The sequence below is a fragment of the Micromonospora sp. NPDC051924 genome, from assembly GCF_055586005.1.
The window spans coordinates 42,946-58,652 of sequence record NZ_JBVJJA010000003.1; the positions used below are offsets into that span (position 1 = coordinate 42,946).

Sequence of the window (15,707 nt, forward strand, 5' to 3'; positions counted from 1 at the left end):
TCGCAGCAGTGGAGGACGCGGTGTCGGACTACCCGAAGGCCATCGCCACGGTCGACCGGATCGAGCCGGTGCCGCGCCGCGTCCGCGCGTTCCTCGCCGGCCAGCCGGTGCTGGACACCACCCGGGCGAAGTACGTCTGGGAGTGGCCGTTCTACCCGCAGTACTACATCCCGGTCGCCGACGTGCGCCGCGAGTTCCTCGTCGACGAGGGCCGCACGGCGGAGTCCCGGCGCGGCACCGCCTGGGTGCACGGTCTGCTGGTCGGTGACACGATCCGGGATTCCTGCGCCCGGTGGTACAACGACGACGCGCTGCCCGGGCTGGCCGACACGATCCGGTTCGAGTGGGCCGCCCTGGACGCCTGGTTCGAGGAGGACGAGGAGGTCTTCGTCCACCCTCGCAACCCGTACGCGCGGGTCGACGCGCTGCGCTCCACCCGCCGGGTGCGGGTGGAGCTGGACGGCACGGTGCTGGCCGAGTCCTCCTCCCCCGTGCTGGTCTTCGAGACCGGCCTGCCGACCCGCTACTACCTGAACCGCACCGACGTGGACTTCGGGCACCTCGTTCCGTCGGAGACCCGCACCGCCTGCCCGTACAAGGGGCGGACCACCGCCTGGTGGTCGGTCCGCAGCAGCGGCACGGTCCACCCGGACCTCGCCTGGTCGTACGGCTTCCCCACCGCCGCGCTGCTGCCGATCGCCGGCCTGGTCGCCTTCTACAACGAGAAGGTGGACCTCATCGTCGACGGCGAGCGACTCGCCCGGCCGAAGACGCACTTCTCCTGACGTGCCCGACGCGGCAGGGCGGCGAGCGTCACACCGCGTGTCTACGGTGAGACGGAAACGCCCATCGGAGCACCAGCGAGGACGGGGGAAACGTCGCTGTGACCGCCACCGATTGGACCGCCGGGGTCGAGGGCACCGGCCGGTACGCCGAGGTCAACGGCATCAATCTCTACTTCGAGACGCACGGGACCGGGCACCCGCTGATCCTGCTGCACGGCGGGCTCGGCTCGGGCGAGATGTTCGGGCCCGTCCTGCCCGCACTGGCCGAACGGCACCGGGTCGTCGCGGTCGACCTGCAGGGGCACGGCCGCACCGCGGACATCGACCGACCACTCGACCTGCAGTTCATGGCCGACGACATCGCCGCGCTCATCGACCACCTCGAGCTGGACAAGCCCGACCTGGTCGGCTACTCGCTCGGCGGCGGGGTGGCGCTGCGCGCCGCGGTGAAATATCCGGAGAGGATCCGCCGGCTGGTCGCGGCCTCGGCGCACCTGCGCTCCGACGCCGTCTACCCAGAGATGCGCGCACAGCAGGGCCAGGTAAGCGCGGCCGCGGCCGAGTTCATGAAGGAAACCCCGATGTACCAGCTCTACGAGCGGGTGGCGCCGCGCCCGGAGGACTTCCCCCGGCTGCTCGACAAGATCGGCGCGCTGATGGCGCAGGACTTCGACCTCACCGACGACGTCCGCGGCCTGCGGGTGCCGACGCTGCTCATGGCCGCCGACGCCGACATGGCCCCGCCGAGCCACTACGTCGAGGCGTTCGCGCTGCTCGACGGGGGCCTGCGCGACGGCGGCTGGATGAACGAGGGACGGCCGAAGGGCGGCCACGCGCTGGCGATCCTGCCCGGGCTGACCCACTACAGCATCTTCAGCTCGCCGCTGTTCGCCGCCGCCACCCTCGCCTTCCTCGACGACCAGCCGAGCTGACCGGGCGGTTCCGGGATGGTCAGCCGTACGGGGCGAGGACCTCGGTGATCGGCTGGTGGTATGTGACGGGCGCGGCCGGCGATCCGTGCACGATGCCTGCTGGCACCGGTTGCCGCGTGAGGATCAGACCGATCGGAGAAGTCGTAAGGCGCCGGCCCCGACCAGATAGGCCACGAGCGCGATCGGTGGTATTCCCAGCGGTTCGGGCCCGGACGCTCCTGTCATGGTGTTGATCAACAGGCCGAGCACCACCGCCGCGTAGCCGGCAGTGGTGAGGACGGCCCGAACGGCGGCCGACCGAACCATGCCCCTCCGATCGCCGTCGTGTTCCCGCAGGCGGTGGCCGCTGCGTACCTCGACCGGACCGAAGACGGCGACGAGCGCCAGCAGTGTCACGGTCAACGCGAGCACCCAGGGCAGTCGCCAAGCCCACCACCTCGCCGTGTCGACGGGCGGGGCGGGCAGCCAGTGCACCGTGTTGAGCGCGCCGGCCAGCAGCAGCACGGCGGTCAGATGCCACAGGAAGGTGGTCAGGACGACGGAATTCATCCCGATCACCGCCCGCCATGGGCAGCGGCGCCGTAACCATCGTTCGGCGCGGCGGCGCAGCAGCAGGATCACCCCGAGCTGGAGGGTGGCCAGGGCGAGCAACGCCAGGCTGGGCGGCGAGGCGTTGTTGAGCCGCTCGCCGGGCAGGTTGAGCATGGTGACCGGATAGGGGCCGACGACAGTGAGCAGCAGCAACGCCACGAGACCCGCCGTCAGTAGGGCTACGGCGACCGGCCGACCCATCGGCAGCCGGTGAGCGAACAGACCACCACGCCCGCTCCGCGGGTCACCCTTCGTGCCGTCGCCCGTCGCCGCCGCGGCATGGGTGTCGTACCAGGCGAAGCCGATCTGGTGGATGACGAGCCAACCGAAGAGGAAGTTGCCGCCGGAGAGCCGACCGGGGCCGAGCAACCGTCCGAGATCGCCGGCGGCCACCAATGCCAGCAGCACCAGTGGTACGACGAACCCGAACCGGCGGTGCAGCGCATACATGATCGGGGTCAGGGCCAACACGGCTATGTAGGCCGTGAGGAACCACAGCGGAATGGTGGCGAACGAGACGGCTAGCCCGATTTCGGCCGGGTCTGTCCCGAGCGAGCTCGCCAGCAGACTGCTGGCGACAAGGGCGACGAGCAGGAGCGTGGTCGGGCGGATCAATCGGCTGCTGCGGTCGAGCAACCACTCGGTGGGAGTGCCACCGCGTGCTCGGTGGGTGTTCAGCGAGGCGGCATTGGCGAAGCCGCCGACCAGGAAGAAGACCGGAATCACCTGGAAGATCCAGCTCAACGGATAGGCCGGACGGAGTTCGGACAGCGTGAAGTAGCCGGTGAGATGACCGGACCGGTCGTAGGCGACGACGACGTCCGTCCAGTGGCCGAGGACCACCAGGCTGATCGCCAGCGCCCGGAGCAGGTCGACGTAGCGCTCCCGTCCGGGCGGCGTCAGCTCGGCGAGCTGCCGCACGCGACCCATGAGACCACGCTATGCCAGGGCCGGGCGACGGCGGTGGGCTTTCACCACCAGGCCCTCGCTGACGGGCTGGGCTGCGCTGTCGCGGACGCCGGCTGGGCCTGCTCACCCGGGGCGACTCCGCCTGCTGCCCCGGGCCCAGCCGCCGGCCCGGCCATGGTCGACCCTAGGGCCGGATGTCGAGGGCGCCGATCAGGCCGTCGCGAAGGGTGAAGCGATGGCGCAGCCGGACCGGGCTGCCCGGGAACGTGCCTGACACGAGCGCGGTCACCACGATGTTCCCGCCGGCCTCCTCCTCGACCGACTCCGGCACGGCGTCGTACTCGTACTCGGCCGCGGTCCGCTCGCGCCAGGCCCGGATCGCCGCCGGACCCTGGTAGGTCCGGTCCTCGTCGGCGACGATCGCGTTATCGGTGAAACACGCGACGAAGGCGTCCACGTCGGTCTCGCCGATCAGCTGGTAGTAGCGGACGATCACGTCGGGAATCGTGACGGTCATGTCTCTCTCCTCACGTCGGAGCCCGCTTTCACGTGGCGCCGCACGGGCCCGGTACGCCCATCGGCCGGCGGGCGGAGGCCCGCTGCAGAGCGCACAGTCCGCTGGTCCACGGCGCGGTGCCGTTTCCCCGTCTCGGGCAGGACAAACGCCGGTGTCAGGAGCTGTCGGCCGCGGCCAGCCGTGCGGTCACCCGGTCATGGAGCGCGGCCAGCGCCGGGCTCACCGTGGCGGTGAGCGGGACCGGATCGGCCAGCCGGCGCGCCGCGTCGGGCAGCCAGGCGAGATCGGCGTCGAACCGGCCGCGGGCGGCGCGCACCTCGCCGGCCGGGTCGGCGGCCTCGACGCGGCGGCCGTCGCGCATGACCGGTACGAGGAGCAGGTCCCGGCCCGCCGGCGGCGGCTCGTCACGCAATCCGACGATGTCGCCGCTGGCGCCGGCGGGATCACGGAAGACCTGCTTCGGGCCGGGCAGGGTGGCCTTGCCCGGCGACTGCTTGAGCACGGGTCGCTCGCCGTACGCGACCAGCTTGTAGGCGCTGTCCAGCGACGGCGCGTCATAGGAGACGCCCATTTTGGTGCCCACGCCGTACCCGTCGATCGGCGCACCCTCGGCGACGAGCCCGGCGATGACGTCCTCGTCGAGGCTGCCGCTGGCGACGATCCGGGCCTGCCGCAGCCCGGCGTCGTCGAGGATCGCGCGGGTCTGCCGGGCCAGCGCGGCGAGGTCTCCGGAGTCGAGCCGTACGCCGACCGGCCCGGTCAGCCCGAGTTCGGCGACGACGTCGACGGCGGCCCGGACTCCGGCCGGCGTGTCGTAGGTGTCGACGAGGAAGATCGGGTTGGTGGGGAAGTCGGTGGCGAACGCCCGGAACGCCGCCCGCTCGTCGGGGAACGCCTCGACGTACGAGTGGGCCATCGTGCCGGACGGCTCGAGGCCGTAACGCCGGGCGGCCTCCACGTGACTGGTCGCCGCGAAGCCGGCGATGGCCGACGCCCGCGCCACCCCCGCCCCGGCGTCGATGCCGTGCGTGCGGCGGAAGGCGAAGTCGATCAGCTGCGCGTCGCCGGCCGCGAGCCGGCAGCGGGCGGACTTGGTGGCCACCGTGGTGTGGAAGGTGATGAGGTTCAGCACCCCGGTCTCCACCAGTTGCGCCTCCGCGATCGGGGCGGTGACCTCCAGCAGCGGCTCGTCGGCGAACACGACGCGCCCTTCCGGTACGGCCCACACGTCCCCGGTGAACCGCAGCCCGGCCAGCGTCGCCACGGTCCGCTCGTCGAGCCCGACGGCGTCGCGCAGGTAGCCCAGCTCGTCGTCGTCGAAGGCGAAGCTCTCCAGGAAGGCCAGCGCCTCGGCCAGGCCGGCCGCGACCAGGAAGCCTCGCCGGTGCGGCAGGCGGCGGACGAAGAGGCTGAAGGTGGCGCGCTCCGTCATCCCGCGGCGCAGGTAACTGGCGGCCATCCGCAGCTCGTACAGGTCGGTGCGCAGTCCGGTCATGTCACCTCCTCGGTCGCCCTCATCATCGTGGTCGGCCGGGAGACGTCACCGGCGGTCTCGCGGTACTCCCCGGAAGGGTGGACTTCACCGTCCCGCGGCGCGACGGGTCAGTCCTCGGGTTCCGGCCCGATCAGCCGGATCTCCTCGATGTCGATGGCGGCCTGCAGCTGGCGCAGCACCGCGTCGTCGATCTCGTTGCGGTCGCGCAGCCGGGTGACCTCCCGCCGCTTGTGGTCGAGCACGCCGAGGTGCAGTCGGCGGCCAAGTTCGCGTTCCTGCTCGGTCTGCTCGGTCTGCGGCGACCGGACGTCGTCCAGGTGGTCCTGGTAGTCGGAGCGGAGCCGGTCGACGGCGTCCGGCGACGCGCCGACTTCCGCGGCGACCTGCGGCAGCGCGGCGAGGGCCGCCTCGGTGGCCCGGATCCGCGCCCAGCGCACCTCGTGTTCGCGTTCCCGGTCGCCCATCAGCCCGGCCCAGCCGACGACGAGCGGCAGGGTGGTGCCCTGCACCAACATGATCAGCACGATCACCACGACCGTGACGAAGATGATCAGGTCGCGCTCGCGTACCGGGGTGCCGGCGTGCGTGGTGACCGGCACCGCGAGCGCGGCGGCGAGGGAGACCGCGCCGCGGAAGCCGGCCCAGCCGGCGGCGGTACGGACCCGGAAGTCGAACCGGCGGGCCCGGCGGGACTCGCGCCGGTCGAGGCCCTGCAGGGTGGACACGGACAGCTGCACCCAGACCAGCCGGACGAGCGTCACCACCAGGGCGACCAGCACCGCGATGCCCAACGACGTCGTCGGCGAGTGGCTGGTGATGGCGCGCAGGGAGCGCGGCACCTGCATCCCGAGCAGCACGAAGAGGCTACCGTTGATCATGAAGGTGGACAGGTCCCAGAACGCGTAGGCGGTGATCCGGGAGCGGGCCCGGATCACCCGGGGGCCCGCGTACGACAGCAGCAGGCCGGCTACCACGACGGCGAGGACACCGCTGGCGTGCACCAGTTCGGCGAGCAGGAACGCCACGAACGGGGTGAGGATGCTCAGCCCGCCCTCGCGCAACGGGTCGTCGACGTGCTTGCGGATCAGGATGACCGCGCCGCCGACGAGCAGCCCGGCGGCGATCCCGCCGAGGGACTTGCCGACGAACTGGCCGCCCAGGGCGAGCGCCCCCGGGATCGCGCCGCCGGCGATCACGCCCACGGTGACGGCGAAGAGCACCAGCGCCGTACCGTCGTTGATCAGGCTCTCCGCGCGCAGCGTGGTGAGGATGCCGCGCGGCATCCGCTTGGCCAGGCCGGCCACCGCGGCGGCGTCGGTAGGGGCGAGGACCGCGCCGAGCACCCAGGCCGCCGCCGGGTCGACGCCGAGCGCGCGGGCGACGTACGCGACGGCGACCGTCGTGATGATCACCAGCGCGACCGCGAGCAGGGCGATGACCGCGAGGTTGGCCCGGATCTCGCGGAGGCTGATGACCAGGCTCTCCCGGTAGAGGATCGCGGGCAGGAAGAGCAGCAGCACCACCTCGGGTTCGAGCACCACGTGTTCGAAGGGCGGTAGCAGGCCGAGCAGCGCGCCGAAGAAGATGAGCAGCACGGGCGGGGCGACCCGGTACCGGCCGCCGATGGTGGTGCCGATGAGCACGGTGGCACCCAGCACCGCGATCAGCACGAGTGCGCCCACGTCGTACCCCCGTCAGCCGCCCGCCGGGTCCCACGCTGCCTCATCCGCGGCGGCTCGCGCGGTGGAATGGCGCAAGAGCCCGCACGCGGTGCGGGTCAGCGCCCGCCGTCGATCAGGACACCCAGGCCGTCGAGCACCCGGGCCAGGCCGAACTCGTAGGCGTGGTCCGGGCTGTACGCGGCGTTGTGCGCCGATCCGGCCGCCGCGCCGACCCGGACGGCGGTCGGGTACCGCTGTTCGTCGAGCACCTGGGCGAGCAGCGGGGCGTTCGCCGCCCACCACTGCTCGTCGCTCCACGTGTCCTGCTGGTGAGCGAGCCGCACCTCGGCCGCCGAGCGGGCCGCGGCCCGGACAAAGTCGAGGACGTAGGTCAACGCCGCGTCCCGTTGCACGTCGTCCAGGCCGGTGCCGTCGAAGGCGCGCAGCTCGTACTCGTACTTGGCCATCAACCCCGGGCCGAGCGGTGGCCGGCTCGTGGAGACCTCGGCCGCCCACGGGTGGGCCTGGAACAGCTCCCGATTGTCCGTGGCGACCCCCGCCACCCGGGACCGCCACGGTTCACCGGAGCGGTCCGGCCGGGGCATCCGCGCGTAGCAGTGGTCCAGCATCAGGTCGAGCAGTTCGGCCTTGCCCGGCACGTACGTGTAGAGGGTCATCGGCGCCACGCCGACCGCCTGGCCGACCGACCGCATGGTCACCGCGTCCAGCCCGTCGGCGTCCGCCAGCTCGATCGCGGCGGTGACGATGTCGTCCAGCGAGCGGCCGGGGCGAGGCCCTCGGCGCGCGCCCTCCTCCGGTTGCCGCCAGAGCAGGCGCAGGGTACGCGCCGGATCGCCGGCTCCGCTGCGGTGGTTGGGCACCTGGTGATCCTCTCAGATCGAAATCCCGTACGCGGTACGATGTACAATGTACGGAGTAATCCCCTCGACCCCAGGGAGAACCACGTGCAGATCACCGCCTCGGCCCTCTCGCTCAACGTCGACGACGTGGCCGCCTCGGCCGCGTTCGTCCAGCAACACTTCGGCTTCACCCAGGAGATGGCGGCCGACGGCTTCGTGTCGCTGGCCCGCGACGGGGTCGGCTTCAACCTGATCTTCCTGCGCGCCGGGCTGCCCAGCATCCAGCCGGACCGCCTGCGTGGGCAGCGCGCCGAGGGCCTGATCGTCGCCTTCGTGGTGGACGACATCGACACCGAGTACGCCCGGATCCAGGCGGCCGGCGTCCCGATCACCACCCCGATCCAGACCGAGCCCTGGGGCGAGCGCTTCTTCCAGGTCACCGACCCGAACGGGGTCATCCTCCAGTTGGTGCACTGGGTGCACACCCCGGCCGAGGCCGGCTGATCCGGCGAGGTCAGCTTCTCCCCGCCCGTTTCGCACGGGCGGGGAGGACGTCACTCGAAGCGGGCCGGGTCGCCGGCGCCCCGACGAAGGATCACGGGCTCGGGGCCGGACAGGTCGACCACCGTGGTGGGCTCCAGCCCGCAGTCGCCCGCGTCGACCACCGCGTCGACCTGATGGTCCAACCGCTCCTTGATCTCCCAGCCCTGGGTCATCGGCTCCTCCTCGCCGGGGAGCAGCAGGGTGCTGGACAGCAGCGGCTCACCGAGCTCGGCGAGCAGCGCCTGGGTGACGGTGTGCTTCGGCACCCGCACCCCGACGGTGCGCCGGCGGGGGTCCTGCAACCGGCGGGGCACCTCGGCGGTGGCCGGCAGGATGAACGTGTACTGGCCCGGGATGGCGGCCTTGACCTGCCGGAACACCGAGTTGCTGAGCTTGACGAACTGGCCGAGCTGGGCAAATTCGGCGCAGACCAGCGTGAACGGGTGCCGGTCGTCGAGCTTGCGGATCTCCCGGATCCGCTCCACCCCGGACCGGTTGCCGAGCTGGCAGCCCAGCGCGTAGCAGGAGTCCGTCGGATAGGCGATCAGACCGTCGTCCCGGAGCAGGTCGACGATCTGCCGGAGCACCCGGGGTTGGGGGTTGTCCGGGTGCAGGTCGTAGTACCGCGCCACACCGGAGAGCCTATGCCGCGCCCGGCCGGACCGCGAGTGGCGGAAAAAGTCACCGGTCGGAGGTTTGGCGCGCCGCCGGACCGGAAAAGGTGGGGCCGCTCGAAGAGGGGGGACCACACATGTCCGAAGCCAGCACAGACCGCGCCGACCGCCCCACCGAGGTGACCGACCCACTGCTGTGGGACCTGGCCGCCGCGGTGGCCGACGGGCACCAGCCCGACGACGACCGGGTCTGCGTCAGCCCGAGCTGCGTCGGTGCGGCCTGGCCGTGCGCCGCCTGGAACAGCGCCCAGGACGGGCTACGCGCGGCCCGGTCCGCGCAGCCCGCGCCCGCGGCGCCCGCCGACGTCATCGGCGAGCGCCGCGACGACCCGTTGACCGGGTGGTCCACCGGACTGATCCCGGCCGCCCGACCGGAACTGGCGGCGCCGCCCGCCCGCCTGGAGCAGCTGGCCGTCACCTTCGCCGCCTGACAGCCGCTCCAGCAGCAACGCGTTCCACGGCCGGCCCGGCGGGGTGACCCCGCCGGGCCGCACAGCGCTTCCTCGACGGCGGTGCCGCGCGGGAGGAACGTTCTCCCTGCCCTTCGGGGCGGGAGCGCGCCCAGGGGCCGGGTCCACGATCAATGGTCGAGAAATTTCCATCGTGTTTCGGCCACCCGACCGCCGTACCGATCGATCATTGTGGACATGCTTCGCCCTGCTCAGGCGTGAACCGAGGGCCGCCTCGACGGCCTCCGACGCCGGCTGAGAGAGCGCTCTCTGGCGCAACGAGCCATTGACGACCGCGTAACCGAAACCTAACCTCGCCCTTCAAGAGAGCGCTCTCACGAGTTGTTCGTCGGCCCACACCCCACCCCGATCCCTCATCGCGAAGGGAACCCCCATGACACTCCCGCTCCGGGACTTCTCCCCCGGTGACTGTCCTCAACCGACACCCGTCCCACCCCCGGCCGGCCGCCGCCCCCGCGGCCTGCGCGCCCTCGCCCTGGCGACCGCATCCGTCCTGGCCGCCGGCGTCCTCGGCGTCGTCGTGGCCGGCGGCGGCACCGCCGCGGCCGGCACCGTCGGCGCCGGCAGCTACACCGAGACGCAGCCCCCGGGCACCGCACTGCCCAAGGGCTGCGGCGAGATCAGCACCAACCCGCGGCTCTTCGTGACCACCAACGCCCCGAAGGGCGCGATCCCCACCAACGACTGGTGGTCGTCGCTGCTGTGGAAGCGCAACAACTGCGCCACCAGCGAGAACATGCAGGCCCACCCGCTGGCGTACCACGCGGAGAACAACGGGCTCGGCCTGTCGTACACCACCACGGCCACGATCAGCGGCACCTCCACCGGGGTCGGCGAATACCACTACCCGTACGCCGAGGACATCCGGGTCGGGGTCGCCGGGCTCGGCGCGCCGGTGGTCAAGGCCGCCGACTGGACGGACTGGACCGTCACCGCCGACTGGAACGACGGCGCGCGCAGCATGCGGGCCACCATCGGCCACGGCCTGCCGTTCAGCTACTACACCATCAGCGGCGGCAACGCACAGATCACCGCCGCCACCGCGCCGACCGTCTGGTCGAACTCCGGCTCCACGATCGGCTTCACGGTCAACGGCCACGACTACGTCGCGTACGCCCCGACCGGCGCGACCTGGTCGGTCAACGGCGCCGGCATCAGCTCCACCCTCGGCGGGAAGAACTACTTCTCGGTCGCCGTGCTCCCCGCCGGCGCCGACAAGGCCGCCCTCGCCACCGAGTACGGCAAGTACGCCCACGCGCACGTCACCGGCACGAACATGACCTACGCCTACGACCCGGCCAGCAGCACGGTGCGCACCACGTACACCTTCACCACCACGCCCCGCGAGGGCAGCGAGACGAAAACCATCGTGGCGCTCTACCCGCACCAGTGGCGCAGCCTCGTCGGCGCCACCCCGATCACCCCGACGTACGTCTCCCCGCGCGGCGCGATGCGGGTGCTCACCGGCGTCTCCGCCTTCAGCACCAGCATGAGATACACCGGCGTGCTGCCGGAGGTGCCGGCGGTTGGCGACTCCACCGGAGCCGACCTCAGCACGATCACCAACTACCTCAACGCCGAGCTGGCCAACCCGGAGGGCGTCAGCGGCAAGGACACCTACTGGGCCGGCAAGGGCCTCGGCCGGGCGGCCCGGATCGCCGAGATCGCCGACCAGCTCGGCCTCACCAGCGTCCGCGACGCCGCCGTCAGCGCCATGAAGGCCCGGTTGACCAACTGGCTCACCGCCGGTTCCGGCGAGACCGGCCAGCTCTTCTACTACGACAGGAACTGGGGCACGCTGATCGGCTACCCCGCCTCGTACGGCTCCGACGAGGACCTCAACGACCACCACTTCCACTACGGCTACTTCGTCGCGGCCGCGGCCACGGTCGCCAAGTTCGATCCGGCCTGGGCCGCCGACAGCCAGTACGGCGGCATGGTGGACATGCTGATCCGCGACGCCAACAACTACGACCGCGCCGACAGCCGCTTCCCGTACCTGCGCGACTTCGACATATACGCTGGCCACGACTGGGCCTCCGGCCTGGCCCCGTTCTTCGCCGGCAACAACCAGGAGTCGTCGTCGGAGGGGATGAACTTCGCCAACGCCCTGATCCAGTGGGGGCAGGCGACCGGCGACACCGCCGTCCGCGACGCCGGCATCTACATCTGGACCACGCAGGCCGCGGCGATCTCCGAGTACTGGTTCGACGTGCACGACGAGAACTTCCCGGCCGCCTTCGGCCACCGGACCGTGGGCATGGTCTGGGGTGACGGCGGGGCGTACGCCACCTGGTTCTCCTCCGCGCCCGAGATGATCCAGGGCATCAACATGCTGCCGATCACCGGCGGCCACTTCTACCTCGGCAACGACCCCGCCTACGTGAAGGCCAACTACAACGAGCTGGTCACCAACAAGGGCGGCCCACCGACGGTCTGGCAGGACATCCTCTGGGAGTTCCTCGCCCTCGGCGACGGCGACCAGGCGCTGCAGAACTTCCGGGCCAACAGCACCTTCGCCAGCGAGGAGGGCGAGAGCAAGGCGCACACCTTCCACTGGATCCGCAACCTGGCCGCGCTGGGCAACGTCGAGCCGGCGATCACCGCGAACCACCCGCTCGCCAAGGTGTTCAAGAAGGGCACCGCCCGCACGTACGTGGCGTCGAACATCACCGCCCAGCCGCTGACCGTGACCTTCTCCGACGGCACCACGCTGGCCGTGCCGGCCGGGAAGACCGTCACCTCCGGCGCGCTGACCTGGAGCGGCGGCAACGCCACTGGCGGCGTCGTCGTGCCGACCGGTCCGCCGCCCACGGACTCCCCGTCGCCGACGCCGACCAGCCCGAGCCCGACCCCGACCAGCCCGAGCCCGAGTCCGACCAGCCCGCCCCCGTCGCTGAACCCGACCCAGTACCTGCTCGCCGGTGGAGCGCTCGGCGGCACGGCGGGCACCGCCGGCACGGTGTCGGTGGCCGCGGCGAACGGCAACCACGACGGCACGCCGGCCAACCCGCAGGTGTTCACCGTCACCGGGCTGACCGGCACGTACAACGGCGGTTCGACCGCCTTCGACCTAGCCGTGGACGCGGGCACCGCGGTCGGCAACGGCGTCCAGGCCCGGGTCTCGTACGACCTGACCGGCGACGGCAGCTTCGACCGGGTGGAGACGTACAACTACTACGCCACCGACCCGGTCACCGGGGTCGAGCACTACCGGCAGACCCAGGGCCTGAAGTCGGCCACCGGCACGCTCGGCAACCTGTCCGGCGGCACGGTCAAGGTCGAGGTCTGGAACGCCATCGGCAGCGCGGCCACCACGCTGGGCATCGGCAACGCGTCCCAGCTGGTCCTCCCGTACACCGGCACCAGCCCGACCACGTCGCCGTCGCCGACCGGTCCCCCGACCGGCTTCGCCGCGGACCTGTACCTGACCGGCCAGACGCTCTCCGGCGTGGCGGGCACCGCCGCCACCGCCACGGTCGCCGCCGCGAACGGCAGCTGGGTCGGCAGCCCGCACAACCCGCTGGTCTACACCGCCACCGGCGTCACCGCCACCTACGCCGGCGGGCAGACCCGCTTCGACCTCTTCCTCGACGCCGTCACGAACGTCGGCAACGGCACCGAGGTACGGGTCTCCTACGACCTGACCGGGGACGGCACCTTCGACCGGGTGGAGACGTACAACTACTTCGCCACCGACCCGGTCAACGGCTGGGAGCACTACACCGAGGCCAAGGGCCTCTGGTCGGGGGTGGGTACCCTCGGCAACCTGGCCAACGGCACGATCAAGGTCGAGGTCTGGAACGCCATCGGCAGCACCGACACCACCCTCGGCGTCGGCAACCGGTCCAAGGTGACCCTGCCGTACACCGGCTGACCGCAGGTCTTCACGGGCGCCCCGACCGTACGGTCGGGGCGCCCTTCCTGTTGATCTCTTCCCGGCGGCGCGGGCAGGATGGCACGATGACGGACTGGCGAACCGACCGCATCAGCTCGGCCCTGCGCGGAGCGAACCCGACCGTGCTGGCCCGCCTGCCGCAGGGCTTCGCGGTCATCGGCGACGTGCAGATGCTGCCCGGCTACTGCCTGCTGCTCAGCGACAAGCCGGGCGTAGGACGGCTGACCGACCTCCCCCGACCGGCCCGGCTGGCGTTCCTCGAGAGCATGGAACGGCTCGGCGAGGCGGTCGAGCGGGCCTGCGCCGAACTCGATCCAGCCTTCCGCCGGATCAATCTGGAGATCCTCGGCAACACCGATCCCTACCTGCACGCCCACATCTGGCCTCGGTACGAGTGGGAGCCGGCCGAGCGCGTCGGCATGCCGGTCTGGCTCTATCCACGGGAGCGGTGGCACGATCCGAACACCGCCCTCGGGCCGCAGCACGACCACCTTCGCGCCACCATCACCCGCTACCTGAACGATCGCGAGCCCTGCTGAACAACCCTCGGCCAGGCGCACAAGTCCGCAGAACAGTGGGCGCTGATCGAACCACTGCCGCCACCACCCGAACGGGTGGGCAGGCGACCACAAGCGCCACCCCACCACCTCCGAGGCGATGATTCGCCGGGCCGTTGTCCACGGCATGGTTCGCCGTCTCGCCCACGGCGGGCCCGCGACACGTCAGCAGGGCCTGGCCCCTCGACGACCTCAAGGGGGCACCCCTTCTCCACACGCTCTGAGGCTAGTGTCGGCGCCGTGGACGTTGACTGGGGCTTCGAGTTGGTCGATCAGCTTGAGTGGCACTGGCAGCATCAACTTCGGCCGCGTTTGAACGGCCTGACCGATGACGAGTACTTCTGGCAGCCGGTGCCGGGCTGCTGGACGATCAGCCGCCGCGACGAGAACTCGGCGCCGATGTCGATCGGTGGGGGTGAGTTCACCATGGACCACGCCAGACCGCCGCACGATCGCGAGCCGGTCACCACGATCGCATGGAGGCTTGCGCACCTCATCGACGTCTTCGGGTCACCGACCGCACCCCATTTCGACGGCCCGCCGGCCGATCACCCGGCGGTCGGCTACTCAGGCACCGCAGGAGGGGCGCTGCGTCGACTCGATGAGGGGCACGACGCCTGGATCCGGGACGTGCGCTGCCTCGGCACGGCAGGGCTCGCCCGGCCGCAAGGCGCCATCTCACCACCGGCTCACGCGGATGCGCCGATGGCCAGGCTCATCCTGTACACCCACGTGGAGATCGTCCACCACGGCGCAGAGATCTGCTTACTTCGGGACCTTTACTTGTGGAAAGGCGGGCAAGAGCGGCTATGACTTCCGGGCAACCGTCGACCTCACCACGCGCGCTCCACGCCGCCACGACAGCCCTCGCCGCCGAACTCGCCTACGTCCGTCCGCCGCTGGCCGCTTCTTGATCATTGCCCTTGTGTGCTGAACTGCGAGCGCAGGCTGGCCAGTTCGGCCTCGGTGCCGATGCCGGGACGCCGACCGGGCTGCTCCACGTAGTGGCGGATCGTGTGCGCCAGGAATGCGGGATCCACCTGCAACCGGCCGACGGGCAGCAGGTCCGGCCGGGGCCGACCGCCCAGGGTAGGACCGTTCGTGCGGTAGAGCCACAGGGTACGGGGCCTGCGGCCGGGTGGGGGCGGCGGACCACCGGGAGCCAGCTCGGGCCAGCCGATGAACCGGCGGGACGTCATCCGCCGCACCGTGATCCCGTCCGGGCTCAGCGCCACCGACGGCCGGTCGATCAGCAGCAGCGCCACGGCGAGCATCGACAGCACAGCCACGGTGAGGATCGAGATCAGCGCCGCCTCGTCGAACTCGGCCACGCGCATCCGGTCCCCGCCGGGCACGCGTTCGGTGAGCACCGCGCCCGCCGCGATCCACAGCACGATGATGGCGGCCGTACCGATGTCGTGCGGGGCGGCAGGGGCCACGAAGGTGCCGCCGTCGAGCCGGAACGACGCGGGTCGGCGCGGGACGGACCGGAGCACGCTCAGGTGGTACAGGCCGGCGGGGGCCGCCAGGCTGGCCGCGAGCGCCGCGAGCCAGATCGGCAGACCCACGACGGCCGGCCGCACGTCCCAGGTCAGCGGCGTCGCCCAGAACGTCGCCGCCAGCCGCAGCGCGAACGCCAACAGCCCGAAGGGCAGAGCCAGAAGCCGAGTCCGTTTCACCGTCACGCGAGCAGCGTAGGGCCGCCGTGCCACGGCCACGTGCCCGCGGCACCCTCAGCCCCAACGGCGGGCGGTGGCGTCGAACAGTTCCGGATCGCTGGCCACCGAGATGACGCAGAGCAGGTGCCCGCCGGGC

14 protein-coding genes are annotated in these 15,707 nt (G+C 71.5%); 7 read left to right on the forward strand and 7 right to left on the reverse strand.

The window, feature by feature from the left end; translation table 11 throughout:
• Nucleotides 1-20: 20 nt before the first annotated feature.
• Together ACZ6S5_RS02795 and ACZ6S5_RS02800 are read left to right on the forward strand one after the other, a co-directional pair.
• Nucleotides 21-785 (forward strand): DUF427 domain-containing protein, encoded by a 765-nt coding sequence (locus ACZ6S5_RS02795; protein WP_465997065.1) that lies wholly within the window; start codon nucleotides 21-23, stop codon nucleotides 783-785.
• Nucleotides 786-883: 98 nt separating this feature from the next.
• Nucleotides 884-1,717: an alpha/beta fold hydrolase gene (locus ACZ6S5_RS02800; protein WP_465997067.1), complete on the forward strand. Its 834-nt coding sequence runs from the start codon at nucleotides 884-886 to the stop codon at nucleotides 1,715-1,717.
• A gap of 123 nt (nucleotides 1,718-1,840) precedes the next feature.
• Here ACZ6S5_RS02800 and ACZ6S5_RS02805 read toward each other — a convergent pair whose 3' ends face one another.
• The 5 genes from ACZ6S5_RS02805 to ACZ6S5_RS02825 all read right to left on the reverse strand — a co-directional run bounded on the left by ACZ6S5_RS02805 (nucleotide 1,841) and on the right by ACZ6S5_RS02825 (nucleotide 7,771).
• A complete protein-coding gene (locus ACZ6S5_RS02805; protein WP_465997069.1) occupies nucleotides 1,841-3,238 on the reverse strand; it encodes an acyltransferase family protein in 1,398 nt (465 codons plus the stop codon).
• A gap of 163 nt (nucleotides 3,239-3,401) precedes the next feature.
• The gene (locus ACZ6S5_RS02810) at nucleotides 3,402-3,734 is read right to left on the reverse strand and encodes a nuclear transport factor 2 family protein (protein ID WP_465997071.1); all 333 of its coding nucleotides are present in this window, start codon (nucleotides 3,732-3,734) and stop codon (nucleotides 3,402-3,404) included.
• A gap of 154 nt (nucleotides 3,735-3,888) precedes the next feature.
• Nucleotides 3,889-5,229, reverse strand: a complete 1,341-nt coding sequence (locus ACZ6S5_RS02815; RefSeq protein WP_465997073.1) for a nicotinate phosphoribosyltransferase — start codon at nucleotides 5,227-5,229, stop codon at nucleotides 3,889-3,891.
• Nucleotides 5,230-5,336: 107 nt separating this feature from the next.
• Nucleotides 5,337-6,911 carry a Na+/H+ antiporter gene (locus ACZ6S5_RS02820; protein ID WP_465997075.1) on the reverse strand — a complete coding sequence of 525 codons (1,575 nt, stop codon included), beginning with the start codon at nucleotides 6,909-6,911 and terminating at the stop codon, nucleotides 5,337-5,339.
• Nucleotides 6,912-7,006: 95 nt separating this feature from the next.
• Nucleotides 7,007-7,771 (reverse strand): TetR/AcrR family transcriptional regulator, encoded by a 765-nt coding sequence (locus ACZ6S5_RS02825; protein ID WP_465997077.1) that lies wholly within the window; start codon nucleotides 7,769-7,771, stop codon nucleotides 7,007-7,009.
• Nucleotides 7,772-7,855: 84 nt separating this feature from the next.
• Between ACZ6S5_RS02825 and ACZ6S5_RS02830 the strand changes: the two genes are divergently transcribed.
• Nucleotides 7,856-8,254, forward strand: coding sequence for a VOC family protein (locus ACZ6S5_RS02830; protein WP_465997079.1), 399 nt, complete (start codon nucleotides 7,856-7,858; stop codon nucleotides 8,252-8,254).
• Between the two features lie 50 nt (nucleotides 8,255-8,304).
• Here ACZ6S5_RS02830 and ACZ6S5_RS02835 read toward each other — a convergent pair whose 3' ends face one another.
• Nucleotides 8,305-8,925, reverse strand: coding sequence for an L-threonylcarbamoyladenylate synthase (locus tag ACZ6S5_RS02835; RefSeq protein WP_465997081.1), 621 nt, complete (start codon nucleotides 8,923-8,925; stop codon nucleotides 8,305-8,307).
• A 119-nt stretch (nucleotides 8,926-9,044) separates the two neighbouring features.
• Between ACZ6S5_RS02835 and ACZ6S5_RS02840 the strand changes: the two genes are divergently transcribed.
• The 4 genes from ACZ6S5_RS02840 (at nucleotide 9,045) to ACZ6S5_RS02855 (ending at nucleotide 14,705) form a co-directional block, all read left to right on the forward strand.
• Entirely contained in the window at nucleotides 9,045-9,398 is a 354-nt protein-coding gene (locus tag ACZ6S5_RS02840; protein ID WP_465997083.1) for a hypothetical protein, read from the forward strand.
• 412 nt (nucleotides 9,399-9,810) lie between these two features.
• Nucleotides 9,811-13,314 carry a glycosyl hydrolase gene (locus ACZ6S5_RS02845; RefSeq protein ID WP_465997085.1) on the forward strand — a complete coding sequence of 1,168 codons (3,504 nt, stop codon included), beginning with the start codon at nucleotides 9,811-9,813 and terminating at the stop codon, nucleotides 13,312-13,314.
• Nucleotides 13,315-13,400: 86 nt separating this feature from the next.
• Nucleotides 13,401-13,874 (forward strand): HIT family protein, encoded by a 474-nt coding sequence (locus ACZ6S5_RS02850; protein ID WP_465997087.1) that lies wholly within the window; start codon nucleotides 13,401-13,403, stop codon nucleotides 13,872-13,874.
• Between the two features lie 258 nt (nucleotides 13,875-14,132).
• Nucleotides 14,133-14,705: a DinB family protein gene (locus ACZ6S5_RS02855; RefSeq protein WP_465997089.1), complete on the forward strand. Its 573-nt coding sequence runs from the start codon at nucleotides 14,133-14,135 to the stop codon at nucleotides 14,703-14,705.
• A 101-nt stretch (nucleotides 14,706-14,806) separates the two neighbouring features.
• Here ACZ6S5_RS02855 and ACZ6S5_RS02860 read toward each other — a convergent pair whose 3' ends face one another.
• Nucleotides 14,807-15,577, reverse strand: a complete 771-nt coding sequence (locus tag ACZ6S5_RS02860; RefSeq protein WP_465997091.1) for a hypothetical protein — start codon at nucleotides 15,575-15,577, stop codon at nucleotides 14,807-14,809.
• Nucleotides 15,578-15,707: the final 130 nt, after the last annotated feature.

Excerpts from the sequence above, each read along its gene's own strand:
- ACZ6S5_RS02805 (WP_465997069.1), bottom strand. The coding sequence starts at position 3,238 with ATGGGTCGCGTGCGGCAGCTCGCCGAGCTGACGCCGCCCGGACGGGAG.
- ACZ6S5_RS02810 (WP_465997071.1), bottom strand. The coding sequence starts at position 3,734 with ATGACCGTCACGATTCCCGACGTGATCGTCCGCTACTACCAGCTGATC.
- ACZ6S5_RS02815 (WP_465997073.1), bottom strand. The coding sequence starts at position 5,229 with ATGACCGGACTGCGCACCGACCTGTACGAGCTGCGGATGGCCGCCAGT.
- ACZ6S5_RS02840 (WP_465997083.1), top strand. The coding sequence starts at position 9,045 with ATGTCCGAAGCCAGCACAGACCGCGCCGACCGCCCCACCGAGGTGACC.
- ACZ6S5_RS02845 (WP_465997085.1), top strand. The coding sequence starts at position 9,811 with ATGACACTCCCGCTCCGGGACTTCTCCCCCGGTGACTGTCCTCAACCG.
- ACZ6S5_RS02850 (WP_465997087.1), top strand. The coding sequence starts at position 13,401 with ATGACGGACTGGCGAACCGACCGCATCAGCTCGGCCCTGCGCGGAGCG.